Source organism: Clostridiaceae bacterium HFYG-1003 (genome assembly GCA_024579835.1).
Classification (GTDB): domain Bacteria; phylum Bacillota; class Clostridia; order Clostridiales; family Clostridiaceae; genus JG1575.
This window is the reverse complement of sequence record CP102060.1, coordinates 2474315-2499945: the sequence shown is the minus strand read 5'-3', so window position 1 is coordinate 2499945 and position 25631 is coordinate 2474315. Positions and strand designations below refer to the sequence as shown.

The following is a 25631-nucleotide window of genomic DNA, read 5'->3' as shown; positions in this document are numbered from 1 at the left end:
CAATATGGCGGATTTATGCAAAATCAACAGCGAATCCGACTATTTGTGAAAACATATTCAATAATTAGACTGGCTTTTTTTGAATCCGAAGATTTAAATGCAGGTCATTTGCCATTGTGATATGATGAAATCGGGCATTGTTAAATCAAGGTTAAGTTTGGTGAATCAATGTTAACATTCAGTAATTTTTCTGTATGATAGAAAAGGGAAAAATTTCGTGGAGGAATACTACATTGGACATTAATATGATTATCTGGCTGCTCGGTGGTTTGGGGCTGTTCCTGTATGGCATGAAAATGATGGGCGACGGTCTGGAAAGCGCCGCCGGCAATAAATTGAAATTCATCCTGGAGAAAGTTACCAGCAATCCGATCAGCGCGGTCGCCGTCGGTGCTGCTGTTACGGCGATTATACAATCCAGCTCGGCTACTACCGTCATGGTGGTTGGCTTCGTCAACTCCGGCATCCTGAATCTGGTTCAGGCCACCGGCATCATCATGGGCGCGAACATCGGTACGACAGTCACGGCCTTCCTGGTTACCTTTGATGTTGATGCGATGGTACCCATTCTGCTGTTTGTCGGAACGGTCCTGGTGCTGTTCTCCCGGGCCAAGAAACGACGGGACCTGGCCATGATCCTTCTCGGTTTCGGAATCCTGCTGCTGGGCATGGAAACCATGAGCGGAGCCATGGCGCCCCTGAAAGATTCTCAGGCGTTCCGGACTCTCATCGTAGAAATTGGACATCGCTGGTACCTGGGAATTCTGATCGGTCTTGGCATTACGCTGCTGGTTCAGTCCAGCTCAGCCTCCACCGGAATACTGATTGCCCTGACCAAAACCGGGAGCATATCCATTGAGGTCGCATTCCCGATCATTCTGGGCGCGAACATCGGAACCTGCATTACAGCGCTGCTGTCCTCCATCACGGCCAATAAGACGGCCAAGCGGGCCGCTGTCATCCATCTGCTCTTCAACGTGATTGGAACGGTCGTGTTCCTGCCGCTGGGACCGCTTCTGATTCAGGCGGTGAAGATCATCTCGCCAGGCAGTGTGACACTGGAGATCTCCTTCATTCATCTGATTTTCAATACGCTTAATACCCTTCTGCTGCTGCCCTTTGCCAATGTCCTGATCCGTCTGTCCGCCGCCATCGTTGGACCGGAGGAGGAAAAACCGTCCGAGATCCTGGACCGCCGCCTGCTGCAGACGCCAAGTATTGCGGAAGGCCAGGTCATCAAGGAAACGGTGAAAATGGCCGAACTGGCCAAGAAGAACTTCCAGATGGCCATCGATGCCTTTGTCAGCAATGATCTGGCCAAAATGGATGAGATCTATCAGAATGAGCAGCGCATCAATACGCTGACCGAAATCATCACGGAGTTTATGGTCAAGCTCTCGGGCAGCGATCTGGACATCAATGAATTTGCCCGGATCGGCGATACCTATCATGTGATCAATGACATTGAGCGCATTGGCGACCATGCGGAAAATATCCTTGAACTGGCCGAAGAGAAGCATCGGAAAAATGTCGCGATCTCCGAAACGGCCAAGGTCGAACTGGCCAATATCTACAACTACACCATCCTGGCGCTTGATACCGCCATTGAAAGCTACCGCACCAATGATCCGAAGAAAGCGCTGTCCATTGTCCAGATGGAAAAACGCATCGATGATCTCCAGAAAGAATACCGCGACACCCACATCCGCCGGCTCAACGCCGGACAGTGCACTCCGCTGGCCAGTATCCTGTTCCTGGATCTGCTGTCCAACATGGAACGCGTCGGGGATCACTCCAAGAACATTGCCGATACCATTGCTCATATTCAGGATGAGGTGGTTTCAGCCTAAGCGAAGAGATCCATTATAAAAAAACGTAAAACGCGAAAAAGCGATCCGACCAAATGGTCGGATCGCTTTTTCATGTAAGTTGGCTGAGCTTGCCGGATAACCGGCTAGCCCCCCAGATAGGCTTTTTTCACTTCATCGTTGTGGCGCAGTTCCTGGGACGGGCCTTCCAGGTCAATCCGGCCGTTTTTCAGGATGTAGCTGCGATGGGAGAAGCTCAGCGCCAGGCTGGCATTCTGCTCCACCAGGAGGATCGTGGTGCCAGACTGGTTGATGTCGTGGAGGATCTGGAAGATTTCTTCCACAATCAGGGGAGCCAGCCCCATGGAGGGTTCATCCAGCAGCAGCAGCTTGGGCCGGGAGAGCAGGCCGCGGGCAATCGCCAGCATCTGCTGCTCGCCGCCGGACAGGGTGCCTGCCATCTGCTGGCGGCGTTCCCTCAGCCGGGGGAAGAGTTCGAAGCAGTGCTCAAAATCCTGTTCCACCGCGGTTTTGTCCGTGCGGGTGATGGCACCTAGTTCCATGTTCTCAAAGACACTCATGCGGGGGAATACCCGCCGTCCCTCCGGGACATGGGAGATGCCGGCCCGCACGATGTCACTGGCTGCCATCCGGGAGAGATCTTTGTCCAGGAACTCCAGGGTTCCGCCGCTTTTCTTTTCCAGGCCGGAGATGGTCCGCAGCGTGGTGGTCTTGCCGGATCCGTTGGCTCCGATCAGGGAGACGATTTCGCCTTCCCCGACGGTCAGGGTAATGCCCTTGAGGGCCTGGATCGCCCCGTAATGAACGGACAGATCAGTTAGCTTTAGCAATGTAATCACCTCCCAGATAAGCCTGAATGACTTTTTCATCCTGCTGGACCTGCTCCGGCGTGCCCTGCGCAATGAGGTGGCCGTAGTCGAACACGTAGAGGCGGTCGCACAGATTCATGACCAGGGACATGTCGTGCTCAATCAGGATGATGGTCAGCTGGAAGCGGTCCTTGATCCACTGGATCAGCCGGGTCAGCTCATGCGTCTCGCGGGGGTTCATGCCTGCCGCAGGTTCATCCAGGAGCAGAACCTTCGGATTCGAGGCCAGAGCCCGGGCGATTTCAACTTTGCGCTGGTCGCCGTAGGACAGATTGCGGGCTTTTTCATCACGCAGATCATACAGGTTGAAGATGGTCAGGAGTTCAGTCACTTTCTCGCGGGCCTCGTCCTCACCTTGAAAATACGGCGGCAGCCGCAGCAGGGAGGGGATCAGGCCGTAGTGGATGCCGCAGTGGCAGCCGAGCAGCACATTGTCGCTGACGGTCATGTCCTTGAACAGCCGGATGTTCTGGAAGGTCCGGGCCACGCCGTAGGCGGCCATTTTTTGCGGCTTGAGCTGGCGGGAACCGACGGTTTCCGCCAGGTGATAAGTGATTTCGCCGGATGAGGGAGCGTAAATGCCGGTCAGCAGGTTGAAGAAAGTGGTCTTGCCGGCCCCGTTGGGTCCGATGATGCCGGTGATCTGGTGCTGGGCGATGGTCAGGTCGATTCCCTGAACGGCCTTGACGCCGCCGAAAAATTTCGTAAGGTTCTTAACGTGCAGTATATCCATGGAATCAGGCCTCCTTCTTAATCAGTGTGCGGAACCGTCCCAGGAGCCGCTGCGGCTTGTACACCATCATGATGAACAGGATGACCGCGTAGAGCACCATGCGCAGTTCGGGGATTCCCTGCAGCGACAGGGAGATCAGGGTGAGGGCTATGGCGCTGACGATGGAGCCGCGGATGCTGCCCAGTCCTCCCATGACCACAAACACCAGGATATCGATGGAACGCATGAAGCCGAAGGAGGAGGGTTTGATGAAATAGAAATAGTTGGCGTACAGCGCGCCGGCGACGCCGGCAAACAGGGCTCCCAGGGAAAAGACCAGAACTTTGTAGAAGCTGGTATTGACCCCCATGGAAGACGAGGCGATCTCATCCTCGCGGATGGAAATGACGGCACGGCCGTGGCGGGAATGAATGAAATTGGAGATGACGACAACCGTCAGCACCGTTAAGGCAAACAGCCAGGTCCAAGTGGTGTAGCGAGGAATGTCGTTGAGCCCCATGGCGCCTCCGGCATATTCCCAGTTCAGGCCGATGATCCGGACGATTTCGCCAAAGCCAAGGGTGGCAATGGCCAGATAATCGCCTTTCAGCCGAAGCGTCGGGGCGCCGATGAGAACACCGGCCAACGCCGCCATGACCGCCGCACCCAGAACTCCGACAATGAACGGAAGGTCCAGGCGGGCGGTAAGGATGCCGGAGGTATATGCGCCGATGGCCATGAACGACGCGTGACCCAGGGAGAACTGTCCGGTATAACCCGTAATCAGGTTCAGGCTGACAGCCAGGATGATATTGATCCCGATCGTCACCAGATTCAGGAAAAGATAAGAGTCGATGATTCCGACCTGCATCAGGAGAAACACGGCGAGATAGATCGCCAGCACTCCGCCGGTCCGGATCAGGTTTGTTCGATTGATAAGCTGTTTCATGGAATCACCTATACCTTTTCACTGTGCTGGAAGCCCAGCAGGCCGTTGGGTTTAATGAGCAGCACCAGAATCAGGATCAGGAAGGCGACGGCATCCTTGAACAGGGAGAAGCCGGAAGCGCTGACCGTGGTCTCGACCAGGCCCAGGAAGAATCCGCCGAAGACGGCCCCGGGGATCACGCCGATGCCGCCGATGACGGCGGATACAAAGGCTTTGAGTCCGGGTGTCGCGCCCATGAGCGGATTCAGGGTGCTGTAATAAACGCCGATGAGAACGCCGGCTGCTCCCGCCAGAGCCGAACCGATGAAGAACGTGATGGAGATCGTCTGGCTGACATTGATGCCCATCAGTTCCGCGGCATCCTTGTCCTGAGCCAGAGCCCGCATGGACTTGCCGACCTTGGTCCGGTTCGTGACGTAGGTTAACAGCAGCATGAGCAGCAGCGTGATTCCAATGATATAGAGACTCTTGATGTCGATGACCGCTCCGCTGCCCAGAACATTGAGCTGGGCAGCGGGGAGGACATCCTGGTAGGTCCGGCTTTCGGGACCGACAAAGTACATCATGCCGTACTGCAGGAACAGGGAGACCGCGATGGCGGTGATCAGGGCTGATATCCGGGAGCCGCCGCGCAGCGGCTTATAGGCCACGCGTTCAATCAGAACGCCCAGGGTGCCGCATACGAGCATGGAGATCAAAAGAGCCGGCAGAAAGGGCAGGGAAAAGATTCCGGTCAGGGCAAACCCGATGTAGGCACCCACCATCAGAACTTCCCCGTGAGCGAAGTTGATCAGGTTGATGATCCCATAGACCATGGTGTAGCCCAGCGCGATCAGGGCATAGATGCTGCCCAGGGAAATCCCGTTGACCAGCTGCTGTATCAATTGTTCCATTTTGGTTTACCTCCGTCTTCGTCATGCGGGACTGTGTTTCTGTTATAAGCCGCATCGGTCATGTGTTTATTCTGTCAGGGCTGCGGCCGGTTTAAGGCTGCTGTTTCAGGAAATAGGTGGGAACGCCGTTCTCTACTTTCAGGATGGTAACGGCTTTGATCGGGTTGTGGAAAGCATCCATGGTCAGATTGCCGGTGATGCCCTTGAAATCCTTGGTGGCAGCCAGAGCATCCTTAAGCTTGACGGGATCGGCTGCGCCGGCCCGCTTGATGGCGTCTGCGACCATGTAGGCCATGTCATAACCCAGCGCGTTGAAGGCATCGGGGTCCTTGCCGTTCTTTTTGTTGAAGGCTTCCTTGAACTTGACAACTTCCGGGGTGGTATCGCTGGAGGTGTAGTGGTTGGAGTAGTAGACGTTCTCCAGCGCCTGAGCTCCGGCGATTTCGAGGAGCTTGGGGGAATCGAATCCATCCGCGCCCAGGACCGGTACGTTCAGTCCCAGTTCTCTGGCCTGCTTGATGATCAGTCCGACTTCCTCATAGTAGCCCGGTACGAAGAGGACTTCCGGATTTGCCGCCTTGATGGAGGTCAAAAGGGTTTTGAAGTCGGAATCCTTGGCCTGGTAAGCCTGCTCGCCGACAATGGATCCGCCCAGCTTGGTGAAGGTCTCGGTGAAGCTTTTGGTCAGACCCTTGGAGTAATCCGAGGTATTGTCGCGCAGGATGGCGGCTTTGGTGAATTTCAGTTCATTGAACGCGAAGTTGGCCATGGTGACGCCCTGGAAGGAATCGCTGAAGCAGGTCTTGAAGACATATTCGCGAACCTTGCCGTTGGAATCCAGGGTTACGTCATCAGCGGTTGCGGAAGCTGAGATCAGAGGAACTTTATTTTCCTGAGCAGCCGGCAGGGCAGCTTTGACGTTGCCGGAAGTGGCAGGGCCCAGGATGGCGACGACTTTGTCGCGGGTGGCAAGGCGGGCCGAGACATTGGCTGCTTCATCGGTCTGGGACTTGTTGTCCGCTTTGACCAGTTCGATTTGCTTGCCCAGCACGCCGCCGGCAGCGTTGATTTCAGCCACGGCCATTTCAATGCCCTGAACCAGGCCGGCGCCATAGGTTGAGACATCACCGGACAGTTCGTAGTTGAGTCCGAGCTTTACCGTGGAGCTTGCGGCGGTTCCGCTTGAGCAGGCGGCCAGGGTCATGGTGGAAAGGACTACGGCAACAAGAGTTTTCAGACTTTTTTTCATTGGTTGTTCCTCCGATTCATTTTTTTTGACTTGGGTATAAAAAAACCTCTATCCGGAATACACGGCATAGAGGTGCTTTTAACACGGTACCACTCTAAGGCTGCAGCTGCGTCACCGCAACTGCCTTTACGGGTTCAGGCAAACCCTGCCCGGTAACGGGGGCGGACGGTTCAGCTTACTGAAGGTTCAGCCGAACGGCTCGGAAAGGATCGAACAGCACGAGCCACCTCCGGTTTTCAGCTTCTCCGGATCTCTGGGGATGGATCTGTTGTGCAGTCGTTTTTCGTCAAGGCACTGTATGATATGCATTCACTTGATGTGATGAATGGATATTAACACTGTACTAACTGAACTGTCAATCAGAAATTAGATGTGTATTTCAAAAGAAGTCTTGATATCAAACGAATAATGAACTGCTGAAGTACCGATAATTTTAGCAAGTGACTGATGATACGTTTACAAAAAGAACACATTTATTGAATGATTAAAAAAAGGCGAAGAACCACTCTCGAATCATAAAAATCACTGGATTTAATAAAATATGTTCATTATGAGAGCTGCCAAAGAGAAAAATCGTTATTTCGACGCAAGATTTCCGCTTGCATAAACATACAACTTATTAAGTCATATCGGAATTGTATGATCCGACTCGCAGGAAAGGACGTTATTTGAAGAGAAATCCTCTACCTGCGAGCTGAAGTAACCCTGATGAAACGTGCCTCGCCCTCGGAGAATCAGTGACCGATACAGCACCCGGTGGTTGCACTTAGATGTTTCGGGCAGAAGAAAGTAGTTGGACGTTCCAGGCAAAAGAAAGTAGTTGGACGTTTCGGGCAGAAGAAAGAAGTCGGGCGTCCCGGCCAAAAGAAAGAAGTCAGGAGTCCCAGAAAGTGCGATGGGGGTCAGGAATCGCGATCCGGGCAAGAAAAGAAACTTTGAAATAACAAGCAGACGATCCGGGGATCGTCTGCTTCATGGTATTTACTTGGATCTTCTGTGAATAATAAGTGGATCTTCGTTGAATAACAAGTGGATCTTGTCTAGATCCTGCACGGAGCAATTCAATGAATCAGGACCTGACGGAAACTGGAATTACCGGTTCTCCGGTTCCAGACCCAGGGCATGGGCGTCATTCACGCCATAGATTTCCTTTGCGACGGAGCGGAAGACTTCCAGGGCGTCATGGATTTTATCGAAGAGCAGTTCTTTTTTTCGGTCGTATTCTTCCCAGCCCTGGGGGGTCAGCGTATAGATTTTCTGCAGCCGGCCCTCTTCGGATACGACACCTTCCACGTAACCCTGCTTTTCCATCTTCTTGAGCAGGGGATAGATGCCTCCCGTGGAGGGAGCCCAGTGGCCCTTGGTATGGGCTGCGATCTGGTTGGCAATATCGTTTCCGTTGGCGGGGCCAAGGGTCAGGATGTAGAACACGTAGATGGGCAGAATGCCCTTGGTAAAGACCTGTCCTACGGCTTCCTTTTCGGCTTTGACTTTTTTCAGGAGATTGAGCTTTCGTTTGTATTCCTCATGGAGTTCCTTCTCCATTTCCTTGATTGACTTGTCCATCAGAGTTCCTCGATGATCAACCCGATGAGTCCTTTTCCGGTATGAACACTGAGGGAAGGGGTGAGCTGATCGGAATAGGATTCTTTGATCCCTGCAAGCTTCCGGACCTGGGCTAAGACTTCTTCGCCCTCTGCCGGGACGCCGCCATGCATGACATAGACATTGGCCCCGTTTTCCTTCAGGTGCTGGCTCTCCAGAATTCCCAGCATCTTCTGAAGTGCCTGCTTCTTGCCGCGGGCCTTATCCACCGTATGGTAGATGCCCTCTTCATTGACATGAATGACCGGCCGGATGTTGAGCAGCTGACCGATGGTTCCGGATACTTTTCCGATGCGGCCGCCCTTGATCAGATACTCCAGCGTATCCAGAACAAAATAGACTTCAATTTTTTCGCGTTTTGCCCGAACCTGCCGCACGATCTCGTCAAAGGAGGCTCCGTCCCGGATCATCTGTTCCGCCATGCGGATCATGATGCCTTCACCCATGGAGAGGGTCTTGGTGTCAATGCTTTCAATCACCAGACGATCCTTGAAATCTTCCTGGAACTGCTGGAAGGCATTGAAGGTTCCGGAGAGTCCGGAGGAGATGAAAATGCCGATGATGTGGGTAAAGCCGTTGTCAATAAAATAGTTCAGAGCGGTATCCATATCGGAGCCTTCGGGAAGGCTGGTTTTTGGAACTTCGGTGTCCATGCGCCGGTAAGTTTCTTCGGCGGAGATGGTGACTCCGTCCTTGTATTCTCCGTCTGAGAAGGCGATCTTCAGAGGAAGGATCCGGACGAGGGCCGGGTCGTACTGATGAGGCCTTAAGTCGCAGGCGCTGTCCGTAATAATACCAATCTTTTCCATAATCATACTCCGTTACGTTTATTTTCTTTTGTCAGCCGTTGGCCGGTTGTTAGCAGTAGTGCGAATAGACACTAGGACCATGTAATTGCTTATAATCCAATATTAGCGAAGGTTCGTGTCATAGTAAAGAAAATTTTACGCAAACAGATTGTAACCGAGCGTATTCGCGGTTTTTACTCAGTCGGACTCGCCCAAGTGATCTTTCCTCTCTTTCCAAGGTGTGTCAGTCGATCTTCGAATGCTCGAATCGGTTCTGTCACGATTCACCTGCAATCTACAGCATAGTTTCGGTAACTGTATGCTGGCAAACCCAGGCGCCTTTAGTATACTTAGAGAGTAAGTCAAAAATATTTGCAGGCTGTTTCGCGGACGGCGGGCCGAACCCCGGTTGAGGGAAGTTCGGAGCATCCTGCCGGGATCAGGCACCAGTCTGCAAAACACAGTGAGGTGTTGTATGAAGTTTTCAATTGGCCGGATCGGAGAAGCCCGGATTCTTCCGGTCCTGAAGGACACCGTGCCCCAGGGCATGGAAGAGCTGTTTGCTTATCTCAAGGAAAGAGAGCTGTTCAGCGGAGCCAAGGGAGAGATTTTCTTCGACCTGGGGCTTCACGGCAGCAACACGCTGCTGGTTGGACTGGGTGAAGCAGACAAGCTGGATGCCCAGGCATACCGTCAGTCCTTCTACAAGGCAGGCACGGAAGCTGCCAAAGCCAGACTGACCCAGGTGACGGTTGATCTGCCGAAATTTCCCCAGATCTGCTATCGCACGGCGGTAAAAGCAGCGGCCGAGGGACTCTATCATTCCGCTTATCGGTTTGACAAGTATCTGAGCCAGGAAAAGAAGAAGCCGGTTCTCGAAGAGGTTGCGTTCCAGATCGTGGCCGGAACCGAAGACAAGGTAACATCCGCCCTGGCGGAGATTTCCAACATTCTGGACGGCATTGATCTGACCCGGAGTCTGGTGAATGAACCGGCGGAAGCGATCTATCCCGAAACTCTGGCCAAGGCGGCTCAGGAAGCTCTGACCCCGCTGGGCGTTGAAGTTGAGGTCAAGGGACTGGAAGAGATCAAAGCACTGGGCATGACTGCATTCCTGGCGGTGGCCAGAGGCTCAGCCCGGGAACCAAAACTTATCATCATGCGCTACCGCGGTGCCTCCGAGGATCAGGAGACCATCGGACTGGTCGGCAAGGGACTGACCTATGATTCCGGCGGATATGCTCTGAAGCCGGCTGCCAGCATGGCCGCCATGCATACCGACATGGGCGGAGCCGGAGCCGTCATCGGCGCCATGAGAGCCATTGCCGCCAGCAAACTGAACCGGAACGTGACCGCCGTTGTAGCGGCCTGCGAGAATATGATCTCCGGCGAAGCCTACAAGAACGGAGACATTATCCGGTCCATGTCCGGCAAATCCATTGAGATTGGCAACACCGATGCCGAGGGGCGGGTAACATTGGCAGACGCCATTTACTACACGGCAACCAAAGAGAATGTATCCAGCATCATCGATGTGGCCACTCTGACCGGCGCCGTGATCGTCGCCCTGGGGTCCCATTACACCGGAGCGGTCACCAACGATCAGGCGATGATGGACGAATTCAAGCTGGCATCTGACCTGGGCGGCGAAAAGGTCTGGCAGCTGCCGGCCGATGACGACTATCGCGACATGGTTAAGGGCAAGCGGGCGGACCTGCTCAACTCCGTCAAGGGCGGAGCCGGTTCCATCACCGCGGGTCTGTTCCTGGAGAACTTCACCGAAGGCAAGAAATGGATCCATCTGGACATCGCCGGAACTTCAGCCTACGACGCGCCCCACGGCTACCGTCCGGCCGGTGCAACCGGCATTCCGGTTCAGTCCCTCTACTATTTCTGCAAGGGCGATAACGATCAGACCAGGTGCTGCTAGCTTCGGTCATTTCCTGAAACCTCTCCCTGAAACCTTTCCCTGTCCACTGCCAAAGGTGACGAAACAGAACAAGGCTTGAGAAAGCAGGGAGCATTCAGTCCTCTAAAAAATGATGCCGTTGAGCAATCACCACAAGACAGAAGACCGGTCAGTGTATTACCGCTGACCGGTCTCCTGCTGCGCCTGGGCAGCGGCAACGATTTGGCTTGATTGGACGGATGCCCTGGTTGTACTGCCCGGGCATATTCCGTGGACACACTGTTCTGATCGATGGTTGCACATTTACCCGGCCCAGCCGTTTCGAAGGACGATGTCGGATGATTTGCCCGGATAAACGGTTCGGATATGAGTTTAAGACGCATCCTTTCGATTTACTGATCGGCACGTCCGGTCCCGGACTGCTGCTGGGCTTTTTCCCTGCGTCGGGCGTGAACCTGGGCACGATAGTGATCAGTGACCACACGGATGGTGTTTGAGAGGGCCCGGAACACTTCGTCCGGATCCTCAAACTCTTCGTAGAGACTGATATCCATGACGCCGCGAAGCATGAAGGTCAGAATGATGTTCATTTCCGGGGTGAACTCCAGATGATTGTTCTCCGCCAGGATTTTTTCGCGCAGGCTGATCACCAGCTTGTTCTGGAACGAGTTGGTCCGGTCATTGTCATAAAGGATCACCATGAGCTTCTGATTGCGAATCAGAGCAACGGTGAACCGTTCGAAAAATTCATCGACCCGGCGGAAGAAGGAATCGGCCTGGCCAATTTCACTGAGAATATCATCAATGACTTCATTCTCCAGCTGGGAGACGAAATCCTCCAGATCCCGGTAATGCAGATAGAAGGTCGCCTTGTTGATCATGGCAGTTTCTGCCAGTTCCTTGATGGTCATCCGTTCGACTTTCTTTTTTTCAGCCAGGCTGATAAATGCTTCCCGGATATTCTTTTGCGTTCGCTTTACTCTCAGATCCATACTGCCTCCCATACACCACTATTTATCAACGAATTTCTATAATCGTCTGTTAAAATACCTTTCGAACAAATTGGTCATAGATAAACCGGTGGACAAATCCTATAATATGTATTATATCGCAAATTCGACATCAGTCGTTTTTAGCAGCAAGAGGAGAAAGGCATGTTTAAGATCATCACGGATTCCGGATCCGATTTCCGAGAGACCAGGGCGAAAGAACTTGGGATTGAGATCGCCCACCTAAAAATCACCTTTGCCGATGAAGTGATCATCCAGCACGAAGAGGAGGATGTCACCCGGTTCTTTGACAAGCTGGCCAAAGCGGAGCAATTGCCGGTGACCAGCCAGCCTTCCCCCCAGGACTTTTTGGATCTCTATCAGAAATACCCGGGGGAGCCGATCCTCGTTCTGGCCCTGTCCGGCGGACTCTCCGGCACCGTCAATTCCGCCGAACTGGCGAAGAAAATGCTGGAAGATCCGGAGCGGGTCACCATCATCGATACCCGTCAGGGGACTCTCAGCCAGAATGTCATCGTGGCGGAAGCCGTACGTCTGCGTGATGCCGGACTGACGCTGGAAGAAGCCGTCCGGGAGATCAATCGGCTACTGGATCGAACAACCATTGTGGGTCTGATTGATACGCTGAAATACCTCAAGAAGGGCGGGCGCATCCCCAAGAGTTTGGCAGCCATTGGCTCGGTGCTCAACATTAAGCCGCTGGTGGAACTCAAGGACGGAGTCCTGGTGACCGCCGGCAAAGCCCGCGGTCATAAGGCAGGGATTAAAATGCTGTTTGAACAGGTGGCAGCCTATGGGATCGATCCCGGTTACAAGGCGTTCCTGGGCTATACCGGAGATCGCAAGGACATTGAGGAAGTTGTTTTGACATTCAAGCTGACGTATCCCGATGTCCCCTATGAGGTTTCCCGAATTGGCGGAATCATCGGCACCCACATCGGCGCAGGCAGTGTCGGCATCGGTTTTGTCAAGCAGAGACCCTGATGCGGCCGGTGAAAGAGCCTGATAGTTTCATTTCAGCCCATGAATCTTATGGAGTCCGGGGGTTGGATCGGCTCAGGGCCGTTCCGACTCAGCGACAGGTACGGATCAAGCGATCTCATCCTCTCAGGGAGCGTTTCTGCCGGGGTTGCCCCGGCAGAAATCCAAGCAGTCAGCCAAACACATTGAAAACCGCCGGAAGCGATTGCTTCCGGCGGTTTTTGCCGGTTTGGATCCGATTGATTAGAATTCGCAGTTTCCGACGGTGCGGGGGAAGGGAATGACATCCCGGATGTTGGACATGCCGGTGACATACATGATGAGGCGCTCAAAGCCCAGGCCGTAGCCGGCGTGCTTGGCGCAGCCGTATTTGCGCAGGTCCATGTACCACCAGTAATCCTCCGGATTCAGGCCCAGTTCCTTGATCCGGTCCATCAGGACATCGTAACGCTCTTCGCGCTGGGATCCGCCGATGATCTCGCCGACACCGGGCACCAGGCAATCCATGGCGGCCACGGTTCTGCCGTCTTCGTTTTGGCGCATGTAGAAGGCTTTGATCTGTTTCGGGTAGTTGGTGACAAAGATCGGACCCTTGAAGATCTCTTCCGTCAGATAGCGTTCATGCTCCGTCTGCAGATCCATGCCCCATTCCACAGGGAACTCGAATTCCTGGCCGCTCTTGAGCAGCAGCTCCACGGCCTCGGTGTAGGTAACTTCCCGGAATGTGGAGTTAACCAGCGTAGTCAGCCGTTCCAGGAGCCCCTGATCGACGAACTGGTTGAAGAAGGCCATTTCTTCGGGGGCGTGCTCCAGCAGGTAGCTGATGATGTACTTGAGCATGTCTTCCGCCAGCTGCATGTTGTCTTTCAGGTCGGCAAAGGCAATCTCCGGCTCGATCATCCAGAATTCAGCCGCATGCCGGCTGGTGTTGGAGTTTTCCGCCCGGAAGGTGGGACCGAAGGTATAGATGTTGCGGAAGGCCAGGGCATAAGCTTCGCCCTGGAGCTGACCGGATACGGTCAGATTGGTTTCCTTGCCGAAAAAGTCCTGGGCGGCATCCAGGGAACCGTCTTCCCGTTGCGGCAGGTTGGCCAGGTCCAGCGTGGTGACCCGGAACATTTCTCCGGCACCTTCGGCATCGGATCCCGAGATGATCGGGGTGTGGACATAGACAAAGCCCCGCTCGTTGAAGAACTGGTGAATGGCAAAAGCAGCCAGGGAACGAACCCGGAACAGGGCGCTGAAGGTATTGCCGCGGGGCCGCAGGTGCGCGATGGTACGCAGATACTCAAAGCTGTGGCGTTTCTTCTGCAGGGGGTAATCGGAGTTGGACGGACCTTCGAGGGTAATGCTTTCGGCTTTCAGCTCGAAGGGCTGCTTGGAATCCGGCGTCAGCACCAGCTGTCCCCGAACCGAAATGGCGGTGGCAATGGGGAAGCGGGATACTTCCTCGAAGTTGTTCAGTCCTTCCTCGAATACAATCTGAAGATTCTTGAAAAACGTGCCGTCGTTGAGTTCGATGAACCCGAAATTCTTGGATACGCGCATGGTCCGGATCCAGCCGGACACTTCGATGACCTGGCCGCCAAATTCTTGCGGGCCGCGATACAGTTCTTTGACACTGATCATTAGTTTTACCTCCTGTTTGGGATTCTTCCCGAAATATCTGATTAAAATCATTAGCAGATGGACGGTCGGGACCAAATAAAAAAGCCCCGTCCGCTAAAGGGACGAAGCATTTGATCGTGGTACCACCCAATTGAAATGACAAAAAAGTCATTCCACTCTGACTCGTAACGTGATGAACGTCCAGACCTACTGTTGGTTCGGAATGGCTGCTCCCGGTCGTTCTTTCGGTGATCCTTGCTGCCGGCATTCCACCATCGCCGGCTCTCTGGAGGCAGGACTTCACGTACTCGTTCCGTTCTTCGCATTTGCTATCTGGTTTCCTACCTATGATACATGAGGGAAAAGGTGAAATCAAGATGTCGGAGAATGATCCTGCCGCCTAAGGGAAATTTCTTTGTAAATAGAAAATGTATGGAAATTAATTGTAAAGACAGCCTGGAATTCTGTGCTGGAATTTCCGAGGTGTTGGGATCCACCGGTAAACCCGCCGGAATCGAAGGCGAGCCTTCCGTTCCGGCTGGTGTCAGGGTGAGTTCCGGAACGACCGGATTGATCTTGGTTAATACTTATAAGGCTACAGGACTAACAGCACGACCAGCACCAGAAAAACCGCCAGATGAACGAGGGCCGAGAGGGAGAAGCCTTCCGTTCGAATTCTTTGATGGGTGGTCAAAGCCGCCATGCCGCCCAGAGACAGTACAATCAGAACCCGCTTCACCAGAAGGTCCAGCAGGCCCAATCGGGATCCGGCCACTGCTGCCAGAGTTATGGTGATCAGCATGATTTTCAGAAGATTTTCTTTTGTTGAATTGGTTTTTCTCACATCATCCATCTTCAATGCCCCCTTGTATTGCCGCCCGGGTCGCTATCATAGGATTTGGTCAGGCTCAACTTCGTGCAGATCATGCCAGGGATCCATCAGCATCCGGCAAGCAGGCGTTTTTTATACCATACCACAGATCCAGAGGATTTTCATGAAAAAATGAAAAAAATCAGTTTATTCCCGGAATGATCATAGCGCAGATCGTTCTGGCCCTGTTTCACTCAGAGGCGCAACCAACGGTTTTTCAGACAGCCAGGGCAGACCAATGACAGGAAGGGGGATTTCCTGACGAATCGACGGCCTGGCAACGGGTGGATTCATGTGGAAATAATCTGCAGTTCATGTATTTTTAATTGATGATAGTTATAATTACTTTTGAACAGCAATCATCGCTGCTTAGATATAAAGTATCGATAATAAGGGGTGGAATAAAGTGATTGATCGGATCTTCTATAAGACCAGAGCCAAGATTAATTTAAAGGGGAAATGGCTCATCTCTGCCCTGGTGGCCGTCGTTCTCATGATCAGCACGGGCCAGGATGTCATTAATTTTCGGACAAACAACCGCAACTTTCAGGCTGATCCGGATATAGGCGACCGGATGATGAACCAGGCCGGGCAAATCATTCCCTATGGCGGAGCGGCTAACTTCCTGAGAGAAAACATTCTCCCGGCGGTCGGTATCATTCTCCCCCTATTCCTCATCGTGATGGCCATTGGACTGGCATTCAACGCCTTTGTGCTGGCGCCGCTGTCCCTGGGTGCGATTCAGTATTTCAGAGCCAATGACCTGGGCCAGGAACCAGGTGACATCAAGGAACTGCTGTGGGCATTCCGCTCACCCCATTACCTGAACATCGTAAAAACCATGTTTACCATGACGCTGCGCATAATCCTGTGGTCGCTTCTCCTGATCATTCCGGGAATCATCAAGACCTACGAATACAGCATGATCCCGTACCTGCTTTGCCGCAATCCCGAGATTCCCACGGAAGAGGCCTTTGCCCAGAGCCGGCTCCTCACCAGCGGTAAGAAAGCCAGTCTGTTTGTTCTGGGGCTGTCCTTCATCGGATGGTACATCCTGGGCTCGATCCCCTTCGGACTGGGCACGCCCTTCGTCAAGGCCTACGAATCCCAGACCACTGCCGGCATCTTCAATGACTGGATCAGGGATACCACACCGCAGTATTAGGAACCTCGAACCAATCGGTCACAACCCAGATTCAACGGAAGCAGGCATCTGGTGAATCAAGGGAACGAACCAATGATTCAGCCACCAGTGCAATAAAAAGGCAAGGTCCCGGAAACCAGGTTTCCGGGACCTTGCCTTTTAAATATGTCCTGATCAGGTTAAATATGCCCTGATCAGGTTGCCTGCTGCCCCAGGCTCAGTCTTTTCTCAGGGATGCCTGTCGAATGCATCAGGCACCTTCGTTGAGGAAACGGTATTGGGCGAGGTAGAGCTTGTAGTAGTAGCCTTTGGCCTGAAGCAGTTCTTCATGGCTGCCCTGTTCCACAATGGCTCCGTCGTGGATGACCAGGATGCGGTCACAGTCGCGGATGGTGGAGAGGCGATGGGCTATGACGAAGGAGGTGCGGCCCTTGAGCAGGAGCTGAATGCCCTGCTGGACCAGCCGCTCGGTCTGGGTATCGATGTTGCTGGTGGCTTCGTCCAGAATCAGGATTCTGGGATTGGCCAAAAGGGCCCGGGCGAAGGAGATGAGCTGACGCTGGCCAACGGACAGGCGGGAGCCGCGTTCGCGGATTTCAGTGTCGTAACCCTGTTCCAGCTTCATGATGAAATCATGGGCATTGACGGCTTTGGCGGCGCGCTCGATTTCCTCATCGGTGGCGTCCAGCCGGCCATAGCGGATATTTTCCCGGATGGTGGCGGAGAAGAGGAAGGTATCCTGCATCATAATGCCCATCTGGCTGCGCAGGGTTTCGATGCGGACCTGGGAGATGTCCTGGCCGTCAATGAGGATCCGGCCGCCGGACAGGTCATAGAAGCGGGCCAGGAGATTGATGATGGTAGTCTTGCCGGCGCCGGTCTCGCCGACCAGGGCGATGCTCTCCCCGGGACGGACCGTGAACGATACGTCGTGCAGCACCGGCACCTGGGGATCGTATTCAAAGCTGACGTGGTCAAAGGTGACTTCGCCCTGGATCTGCGGCATCTCAGCGGCGCCTTCGCGGTCCGTGATGTCGGGCTTGGTGTCGAGGATTTCAAAGATCCGCTCCGCGGAGGCCAGGGAGGTGATGAGGGTGTTGTAGAAGTTGGAGATGAACATGACCGGGCGCCAGAACAGCCCGATGAACATGGTGAAGGCGAAGATATCGCCCAGGCTGACCAGATTTCTCCAGTAGAGGATCGCTCCGGTCAGGTAGACTACGATGGAGCCGACGCCCCATGAGATTTCCACCATGGGCCAGAACAGGTCATTGAGCTTGACGGCCCCCATGAATTTTTCGTTCATCTCGGTGACCATGTCCAGGTGTCGGGTGCTGGTGGCCGCTTCCTGACGGAAGCCCTGCACCACCCGGATTCCGGAAAAGTTCTCATGGGTAAAGGCATTGAGGTTGCTGCGCTTGCCGCGCCACTCACCCCAGCGGACTCTGGCCTTGATCTCAATGAAGAAGATCGCCGAGACCAGAAGGGGCATGACCACCATGGTGGCAAGGCCCAGCCAGACATTGGTAAAAAGCATCATGACGGCGACCAGCACCAGCTGGAGCACCTGAGGGATCAGCGAGGTCACCGAGTTGGTGAACAGCTGCTGCAGGGAGTTGATGTCGCCCACGACCCGCGCCAGGATTTTACCCACCGGTCGGGAGTCGAAAAAGGCGAAGGACAGCTGCTGGATGTGCCGATAGAGAGCTTCCCGCATGTCCAGAACAATCTTGTTCGAAACCCGGCCCATGGACAGGAGGCGCTGACGGCTGGCCAGGGCGGCCAGCAGATTAAGCACGGCCATGACCAGAGCCAGCCGGATCAGGGTCTGGGTGTCGCCCTGGGCAATGGCCTGATCCACCGTGAATTTGACAAAGACCGGATTGATCAGGCCAACCAGCATGGTGAACACCATGAGCGCCATGATCACCAGAACGGCCTTCCAGTAAGGCCGGATGTAGGTATAGAGACGGCGGATGATATAGCTTTTTTCCGTCAGATTGATTTTTTCATCCTGGGATACGATGTTTTTCGCCATTTAGACCACCTCCCTGAGGCTGGCAAAATCCTGGAACTGTTCGCTGTACACTTCGTAGTAGCGTCCGCCCAGGGCCACCAGTTCATCGTGGGTTCCGGCTTCAACGACCCGGCCGTTCTCCATGTAGAGGATCTGGTCGGCGTTCTTAACGGCGGAGATCCGGTGGGCAATGATGAAGATCGTCCGGTTTTGACCCACTTCCTTGAGATTCTTCAGGAGCTGGTATTCTGTTTCCATGTCCAGGGCAGAGGTGGCATCATCCAGCACCAGCAGGGGAGCCTGCTTCAGTATCGCCCGGGCGATGGCCAGGCGCTGCTTCTGCCCGCCGGAGAGTCCGACGCCGCGTTCGCCGATGACTGTGTCCAGCCCGTCTTCGAGCTCAAACACAAACTCGGCGCGGGCGATGCGCAGGGCTTCCCGGACCGCTTCCGGCGTCGCGTCCTGATTGGCGAATTTCAGATTGTTCTCAATGGATTCCGAAAACAGGAAGGTATCCTGAGGTACGATGCTCATGGCTCCGCGCAGGTCATCCAGGCGGAGCCGGCGGCTGTCGATGCCGTCGATCAGGACGGAACCGGACTGATGGTTGTAGTAGCGTCCGATCAGCGCGGTCAGGGAGCTTTTGCCCGATCCGGTGGTTCCCATGATGGCGACGGTGTCGCCCGGCCGGGCCTGGAAGGACACATCGCGCAGAACCGGTTCCTCCTGATAGGAGAAGCTGACATGGTCAAAAGCCACCGCGCCGGTTACGGTATGGGGCGCCAGCCCGGGTTCATCCGTCACCTCGGACGGTGTGTCGAGAATGGCCAGAATTTTCTTAGCGGAGGCGTTGAACTGAGCCGCCATGTTCATCAGCCAGCCCAGCTCGCGCAGGGGCCAGATCAGATTCCAGATGAAGCCGGAAAAGACCGCCAGGGAACCCAGGGACATCTCGCCCCGGGTCACAAAGATGGCGCCGATGGCGATCATGGCAATGACTGCCAGATTGGTGAGCAGTTCGATCACCGGAAAGTTATCGGCGATAATTTTGGCCTGTTCATTGTTCAGGTCATAGTTCTGCTTGTTTTTCCCGAGGAATTTCTGGATTTCGTGGCGTTCGCGGGCGAAGGCCTTGACCAGGCGGACCCCTGCGATGTTTTCCTGAGCGGTGGTATTCAAGATGGCGGTCTGATCAGAAATCGCCTCGAAGTTCCGGTCGATCTTCTTTTCAAAGCTCATGGCCAAAAAGCCGATGGGTGCCATGATCAGAAGGATAATCAGGGTCAGCTTCCAGTTGATGCTGGCCAGAATGACAAAACCGATCAGGAAGTAGAGCACCTGTTCCACCAGCAGGCGGAAGCCAAAGGCCAGGCTGCGCCAGATGTTCTCCAGGTCTTCGCCCAGACGCGACATCAGTTCGCCGGTGTTGATCCGGTCAAAGTATTGGAAGTGGAGCTGCTGAATGTGGTCGAACAGGACCTTTTTCAAGTCCCGATACACCAGGATGCCCACCCGGTCGTAGATGTACTCCTTGAAGAAGCCAAGCACAGCCCGTCCGGCGGTAACGGCCAGAAGTCCGGCCAGGATCCAGAGCAGCAGGTTCAGATCACGCTGGGGCAGTGCCCGGTCAATGATCATCCGGTTTAAAAACGGGTTGGCGGAATCCAGGGCGATCGTAGCCAACAGGGCAGCGGTGGGGAAGATGAGCTGTTTCCAGTATTTAAACAGCATGTCAAAAATTCGCTTCAATCGTTTCCCTCCTTTTGGGTCTGATTGAGACACCACTATCATCTTATAGGCGCCGGAAAATCGTTGCAACAAAAAGCACCAGTACAGGATTACACAAAATCCTCTGTACTGGTGTTCTCGCCAGACGAACGGACAGGCGCACCCCTGCTGGGCAGGGAGCAGCAGACCGGTTAGCGCCGCGGACCTGCTTTTTTGAGCTCTTCGTTGATGGCCAGCAGGTCATAAACCTTGTAGCCCTCGCCGCCGCCGATGGACAGCACGATGTCGCCGGGGTTGGCGCGCTGCAGGATCAGGTTGGCGGCATCCTGATAATCCAGGGCATTGATGCACTCCACAGTGTGGCGGGCCCGAACGGCATCGCCCAGGACATTGCTCGAGGTCAGTCCGGTGTCGACTTCCCGCGAGGTATAGACCGGCAGCAGGATTAACAGGTCGGCCTTGTCATACAGGGGGACAAAATCAGCCATGAAGTGGTGCAGCCGGGAATAGGTCAGGGGCTGCATCAGTACGATGAGTCGCTCATAATCGTAGTGCAGGACGGTTTCGATGGTGACCCGGACTTCCGTCGGATGGTGGCCGTAGTCGTCGATGAAGCGGACGCCGTTGACGGTGCCCAGTTCCTGCAGCCGGCGGTCGACTCCCTGATAACTCAAAAGGCCACGGCGAATGTCCTCCGGTTCGATGCCCAGGGCCAGGGCGGCGCAGGTGGCGGCCAGGGTATTGTAGATATTGAAGGAGCCGGGAATGGGAAGGTGCAGGTTGAACAGCACCTCTTCGCCCCGGACCACATCAAAGGTTCCGCAGCCCTTGTTGTCCATGGTGATGCCGACGGCCCGGACATCCCCCTGTTCCAGACCGAAGGTCATCAGCGGGGCCTGGATGCCTTCAGCCGCTGCCATGCAGTTGGGGTCGTCCGCGTTGGCAATGACCAGCCCGTCGGCCGGAACCCTGGAGGCGTAGGTATGGAAGGCCTCCCTGATGGCGTCCAGATCCTTATAGGTATCCACATGATCTTCCTCAATGTTGAGCAGCACCGCGATGTGAGGCGGGAAGTCCAGGAAGGATCGCTGATATTCACAGGATTCCACGACCATGACTTCGGATTTTCCCACCCGGTAATTGGACTTCAGAAGCGGCACCGGCGCCCCGATGAGCACAGTGGGATCCTCGCCCGCTCCCATGGTGATGGAGGTGAGCAGGGCGGTGGTGGAGGTTTTGCCGTGGGTGCCGGCAATGCCGACGGAGTACCGGAAGTTCTTCATCAGATAGCCCAGAAACTGGGAGCGGGTCATAGTGGGGATGTTCAGTTCATGGGCCCGGATCAGTTCCGGATGGTCGGGCTTGACCGCGGCGGAATACACGACCAGATCCTGATCATAGACGTAATCGCGGTGATGGCCGGCTTTGACGGACGCGCCTTTTTTGCGGACCCAGTCCAGGGTTTTGGAATCCTCCTGGTCGGTTCCGGAAACCGAAACGCCGTTGTCCAGCAGAATTCCCGCGATTCCGCTCATCATGGAACCACCGATTCCGACGATGTGCACTTTCTTACCTTTATATTCTTTCAAATCAAATGACAAAAAAATCATCTCCTTCGATATCAATATTTTAATGCAGAGCGAAAGCCATAGCAAGAAAGGTGACGCTGACATTCATTCCTTTCGGTTTTCTGATTTTTTGGCTTTGAACTGTAATCTGACAACGTTTTAAGTTAACATATATATAATACACCTGTTTAGGAGGGAAATCATGAAACATAAAATTGCGGACCTTGACTGGGCCAATCTCGGCTTTGGGTATATCAAGACACCCTGGCGCTTCATCGCGCACTGGAAGGACGGTGCCTGGAACGAGGGTGAGTTGACGGGGGACAACCGGGTTCACATTTCAGAAGCATCTACAGCGCTCCACTACGGGCAGCAGTGCTTCGAAGGCATGAAGGCCTATCGCACCAAGTCCGGAGAGATTCAGCTGTTCCGGCCGGACATGAATGCCAAGCGCATGATGGCCAGCTGCGACCGGCTGTTGATGCCGCATTTTCCGGAAGAACAGTTCATTGAAGCTTGCAAGAAGGTTGTAGCCGCCAATGCGGAATTTGTTCCGCCCTATGGCACCGGTGCCTCCCTGTATTTAAGACCGCTCATGTTCGGAGTCGGTGACCAGATCGGGGTGAAATCCGCTCCCGAATTTATCTTCACAGTATTCTGCACGCCGGTAGGAGCCTACTTCAAGGGCGGCATGAGTCCCGTAAACTTCATGGTCTCCGAAGACTATGACCGGGCTGCTCCGTTTGGAACCGGCGCAGCCAAAGTCGGCGGAAACTACGCAGCTTCCCTGCTGCCCCACGAACTGGCCAAGGACAAGGGCTATGCCGACTGCATCTACCTGGATCCGGCAACCCATACCAAGATCGAGGAAGTCGGTGCAGCCAACTTCTTTGCCATCACGAAGAACAATGAATTTGTAACACCGTATTCCCCGTCCATCCTGCCATCCATCACCAAGTATTCCCTGCTTCACCTGGCCAAGGAATACCTCGGGATGGACGCCATCGAACGGGACTGCCCCATCAACGGACTTGATGAGTTTGCCGAGGCCGGAGCCTGCGGTACCGCAGCTGTCATCACCCCCATCGGAGCCATCGACTATAAGGGAGAGCGCCATGTCTTCCATTCTGAGACAGAAGTTGGCCCTGTTACCAAAAAGCTCTATGATACGATGGTCGGCATTCAGTACGGCGACATCGAAGGACCGGCAGGCTGGGTCGTAAAAGTTCCGCTGGACGAAGAATAAAAAGGGCCGGATCAAAGGCTGGTTGGAAAGACTGACTTTGTATGTAAAAATTACGGATTTCCCTTCTGGCTCATCAGGGCCGATCCATCGCCCCTGGGATGTTCTGACTAAAAACAGGGAGTCTTATTGAAGTCCCGTTATAATGCACACGAAAGGGTAACGAACATTCGTTATCCTTTCATTGCGTATCGTACGAATTTTAAGTACAATGGGGACAAAAGAGGAGGCGTTCCATCATGGATAAACATACCCGAACCGCCCGCGTGGCGATCATTACTAAAACGCTGGTTGAAAATCCGAACCGGATCTACAGCCTGAACTATTTCGCGGATCTGTTTCATGCGGCCAAATCGACGATCTCCGAAGATCTGCTGATTGTACGGGAAACCCTGGAGAAATTTGGCGAAGGCCGGGTGGAAACCCTGGTAGGCGCCAGCGGCGGAGTGAAATATCAGGTGACCGTTTCCGAGAAGGAACGTCAGAAATTCCGGACAGAGTTTCTGGAATACCTGAAAGATCCCAGCCGGATCGTGCCGGGTAATTTCCTCTATGTAACCGATCTGATGCAGAATCCCCGCATCGTGAGGATGGCCGGAGCCATTCTGGCTCAGCACTTCCTGGAGACCCGACCCGACTACATCATCACGGTGGAAACCAAGGGCATACCCCTGGCCTATGAGGTGGCGCGCTATCTTGGCATCCATCTGATCGTGGTGCGCCGCAACACGAAAATCACCGAAGGAACGGCGGTTTCCATCAACTATCTGACGGGCAATCAAGGTCTGCTCTCGGTGATGAGCCTGTCCAAGCGCAGCATCCGGGCCGGCTCCCGGTTGGTATTCATTGACGATTTTCTGAGAGGCGGCGGCACGGTTCGCGGCATCATTGACCTGCTCCATGAGTTTGAGTCCAGCCTGGTCGGCGTGGGCGTCATGGTGGATTCCAAGGACATGGAAAAGACCATCGGAGTCCCCTTCGTGAATTTCTGTGATTATTATGGTATCGATTCGAATGGTGAAATTAATATTAAAGATTCAAATTCATTATAGATTATGAACAAAATAAGCGTATATTGTTAATATTGTAAAAATGTGCCAACAGTCTTATATTTAATCGTTTACCATGCTATTCTTTAAATAAGAATCATTCCATCCGGAGCGAGGGATCCCCCCGGTGGAAGAATCGGGACATGACTTTTTATACCACAGCGAGGAGGAAACTCAATGAAGATCACCGACGTTCGGATACGGAAGATTGCCTCGGAGGGGAAAATGAAGGCAATCGTTTCAGTGACATTCGAGAATGAATTTGTGGTGCATGACATTAAGGTTATCGAGGGCCAGAACGGCCTTTTTATTGCCATGCCGTCGAGAAAGACACCGGATGGAGAGTTTAAAGATATAGCCCATCCGATCAATACCGAAACCAGGGAAAAATTACAGCACGCTATTCTGGATGAGTATGAAAAGATCATGAGTGAACCGTCAGACGACGAACCGGGATTCGACCGCCTGAACCTTCCCGAAGCGGAAGTCAGTGTCGGCGCCCCCAATCCATACCAGTAACCCGGAACGGGATCCACTGAGGCAATGTCATCGCGGCATTGCCTCAGCTTTCATTTGCAGTGGGAAAATAACGGAAACCTCTATGAAAATAATTATTAAGCGTATAATATTATTATTTCATCGCCAGAACGATGCGAATCGATCCAGAAAATAAGCCTAAAGTTGGAATGGGATTTGGATGTACCGAAGAATGTTTGCAGCAGGCTCCGGATCCCAAAGACCTGGCGCAATGTATTCATCGAAAGGAAGTGAGTCTCTATGAAACTGATTGTCATACGCCATGGTGAATCGGAGGCGGATATCCGGCGGGTCTGTGAAGGCCGGGCGGATTTTCCGCTCACTGCCAAAGGACTGGGTCAGGCCAGACTGGCTGCCGCCTGGATCGCGCGGACCTATCCGGTGGATGCGGTGTACTCCTCGCCGCTGCTGCGAGCCCGCCAGACGGCCGAGGCCATTTCGGAAGCTGCGGGTCGATCGGTGACGGAGCTGGATGACCTGATGGAGTTCAACAACGGACAGCTGGCAGGTGTGCCGATTACTGAGGTGGGTCATCGCTATCCCGTGGTGCCCAATGTACCGGCCCATGATTCGGTGTACGGACAGGAAACTCGTCTGGAATTCCGCTTCCGGGCGGAGCGGGTGATCTCCCGAATCCTGTATGAGCATCCGACGGGCCATGTTGTGCTGGTGACCCACGGCGGGATGATCAATCAGCTCTTCCGGGCTTTTCTGAGGCTTCCGGCGGATTACAATGTCTGGGTGACTACCGGGGATACCGGCATCCATGAATGGGTGGCACTGGAAGAAGGCCGCGGCATCACCTGCCTGAACTCGCTGGCTCACCTGTCAGGGAAATAAGATTGAGCTGACTGGTTTTATGGGCCTGATCTCCGGCAGGACAGCACCACTCCCGACAAGTTTACACAACCGCCGCTTCCGTCTAAAATAGAAAGAGGAGGGGCGGCGGCTCTGTCTGATTCAGTTCAGATAACCATGTTCCCCTTGCTCCGAGAAGAAATCTTCGATCAGAAAAGGATCGGCAGTGAAGCAGAGTACCGGCATGGGAACAGAGTCCCAGCATGGGAACAGA

The 25631-nt window shown here is 54.0% G+C and carries 21 protein-coding genes and 1 other annotated feature; of the genes, 8 read left to right on the top strand and 13 right to left on the bottom strand.

What is annotated here, in order from left to right; genetic code table 11:
- The first annotated feature begins 245 nt into the window (after positions 1-245).
- Entirely contained in the window at positions 246-1850 is a 1605-nt protein-coding gene (locus tag NQU17_11245) for a Na/Pi cotransporter family protein (GenBank protein UUM13506.1), read from the top strand.
- A gap of 104 nt (positions 1851-1954) precedes the next feature.
- On the opposite strand, the gene NQU17_11240 is transcribed toward NQU17_11245, so the two are convergent.
- From NQU17_11240 to NQU17_11210, 7 genes are all read right to left on the bottom strand, one after another.
- Positions 1955-2659 (bottom strand): ABC transporter ATP-binding protein, encoded by a 705-nt coding sequence (locus NQU17_11240; GenBank protein UUM11220.1) that lies wholly within the window; start codon positions 2657-2659, stop codon positions 1955-1957.
- A complete protein-coding gene (locus NQU17_11235; GenBank protein ID UUM11219.1) occupies positions 2643-3431 on the bottom strand; it encodes an ABC transporter ATP-binding protein in 789 nt (262 codons plus the stop codon). Before NQU17_11235 ends, NQU17_11240 begins: the two co-directional genes overlap by 17 nt.
- Before the next feature lie 4 nt (positions 3432-3435).
- Positions 3436-4359, bottom strand: coding sequence for a branched-chain amino acid ABC transporter permease (locus tag NQU17_11230; protein UUM11218.1), 924 nt, complete (start codon positions 4357-4359; stop codon positions 3436-3438).
- Positions 4360-4367: 8 nt separating this feature from the next.
- On the bottom strand, positions 4368-5252 hold the full coding sequence (locus NQU17_11225; protein ID UUM11217.1) for a branched-chain amino acid ABC transporter permease: 885 nt from the start codon (positions 5250-5252) through the stop codon (positions 4368-4370).
- Positions 5253-5343: 91 nt separating this feature from the next.
- Positions 5344-6501, bottom strand: a complete 1158-nt coding sequence (locus NQU17_11220; GenBank protein UUM11216.1) for an ABC transporter substrate-binding protein — start codon at positions 6499-6501, stop codon at positions 5344-5346.
- 1092 nt (positions 6502-7593) lie between these two features.
- Positions 7594-8067 carry a PadR family transcriptional regulator gene (locus NQU17_11215; protein UUM11215.1) on the bottom strand — a complete coding sequence of 158 codons (474 nt, stop codon included), beginning with the start codon at positions 8065-8067 and terminating at the stop codon, positions 7594-7596.
- Positions 8067-8915 carry a DegV family protein gene (locus tag NQU17_11210; GenBank protein UUM11214.1) on the bottom strand — a complete coding sequence of 283 codons (849 nt, stop codon included), beginning with the start codon at positions 8913-8915 and terminating at the stop codon, positions 8067-8069. Before NQU17_11210 ends, NQU17_11215 begins: the two co-directional genes overlap by 1 nt.
- A gap of 454 nt (positions 8916-9369) precedes the next feature.
- Here NQU17_11210 and NQU17_11205 point away from each other — a divergent pair, with 454 nt between their 5' ends.
- On the top strand, positions 9370-10824 hold the full coding sequence (locus NQU17_11205) for a leucyl aminopeptidase (protein UUM11213.1): 1455 nt from the start codon (positions 9370-9372) through the stop codon (positions 10822-10824).
- Positions 10825-11195: 371 nt separating this feature from the next.
- Here the strand turns inward: NQU17_11205 and NQU17_11200 are convergent, their stop codons facing one another.
- On the bottom strand, positions 11196-11795 hold the full coding sequence (locus tag NQU17_11200; GenBank protein ID UUM11212.1) for a TetR/AcrR family transcriptional regulator: 600 nt from the start codon (positions 11793-11795) through the stop codon (positions 11196-11198).
- Positions 11796-11957: 162 nt separating this feature from the next.
- Between NQU17_11200 and NQU17_11195 the strand changes: the two genes are divergently transcribed.
- The gene (locus tag NQU17_11195; GenBank protein ID UUM11211.1) at positions 11958-12797 is read left to right on the top strand and encodes a DegV family protein; all 840 of its coding nucleotides are present in this window, start codon (positions 11958-11960) and stop codon (positions 12795-12797) included.
- Positions 12798-13037: 240 nt separating this feature from the next.
- On the opposite strand, the gene asnS is transcribed toward NQU17_11195, so the two are convergent.
- On the bottom strand, positions 13038-14423 hold the full coding sequence (gene asnS, locus NQU17_11190; protein ID UUM11210.1) for an asparagine--tRNA ligase: 1386 nt from the start codon (positions 14421-14423) through the stop codon (positions 13038-13040).
- Positions 14424-14517: 94 nt separating this feature from the next.
- Positions 14518-14732, bottom strand: a binding site (T-box leader).
- 265 nt (positions 14733-14997) lie between these two features.
- Positions 14998-15255, bottom strand: coding sequence for a hypothetical protein (locus NQU17_11185; GenBank protein ID UUM11209.1), 258 nt, complete (start codon positions 15253-15255; stop codon positions 14998-15000).
- Positions 15256-15679: 424 nt separating this feature from the next.
- On the opposite strand from NQU17_11185, the gene NQU17_11180 reads away from it, so the two are divergent.
- Positions 15680-16438 (top strand): DUF975 family protein, encoded by a 759-nt coding sequence (locus NQU17_11180; protein ID UUM11208.1) that lies wholly within the window; start codon positions 15680-15682, stop codon positions 16436-16438.
- Positions 16439-16667: 229 nt separating this feature from the next.
- On the opposite strand, the gene NQU17_11175 is transcribed toward NQU17_11180, so the two are convergent.
- The 3 genes from NQU17_11175 to murC all read right to left on the bottom strand — a co-directional run bounded on the left by NQU17_11175 (position 16668) and on the right by murC (position 21763).
- Entirely contained in the window at positions 16668-18455 is a 1788-nt protein-coding gene (locus NQU17_11175) for an ABC transporter ATP-binding protein/permease (GenBank protein UUM11207.1), read from the bottom strand.
- A complete protein-coding gene (locus NQU17_11170) occupies positions 18456-20183 on the bottom strand; it encodes an ABC transporter ATP-binding protein/permease (protein UUM11206.1) in 1728 nt (575 codons plus the stop codon).
- A gap of 170 nt (positions 20184-20353) precedes the next feature.
- Positions 20354-21763: a UDP-N-acetylmuramate--L-alanine ligase gene (gene murC / locus NQU17_11165; protein UUM11205.1), complete on the bottom strand. Its 1410-nt coding sequence runs from the start codon at positions 21761-21763 to the stop codon at positions 20354-20356.
- A gap of 169 nt (positions 21764-21932) precedes the next feature.
- Here murC and NQU17_11160 point away from each other — a divergent pair, with 169 nt between their 5' ends.
- The 4 genes from NQU17_11160 (at position 21933) to NQU17_11145 (ending at position 25399) form a co-directional block, all read left to right on the top strand.
- Complete coding sequence (locus tag NQU17_11160) at positions 21933-22976, top strand: branched-chain amino acid aminotransferase (GenBank protein ID UUM11204.1); 1044 nt, start codon at positions 21933-21935, stop codon at positions 22974-22976.
- Positions 22977-23212: 236 nt separating this feature from the next.
- Positions 23213-24025, top strand: coding sequence for a pur operon repressor (purR, locus tag NQU17_11155; protein UUM11203.1), 813 nt, complete (start codon positions 23213-23215; stop codon positions 24023-24025).
- 174 nt (positions 24026-24199) lie between these two features.
- The gene (gene spoVG / locus NQU17_11150) at positions 24200-24541 is read left to right on the top strand and encodes a septation regulator SpoVG (protein ID UUM11202.1); all 342 of its coding nucleotides are present in this window, start codon (positions 24200-24202) and stop codon (positions 24539-24541) included.
- Positions 24542-24799: 258 nt separating this feature from the next.
- Positions 24800-25399, top strand: coding sequence for a histidine phosphatase family protein (locus NQU17_11145; GenBank protein UUM11201.1), 600 nt, complete (start codon positions 24800-24802; stop codon positions 25397-25399).
- Positions 25400-25631: the final 232 nt, after the last annotated feature.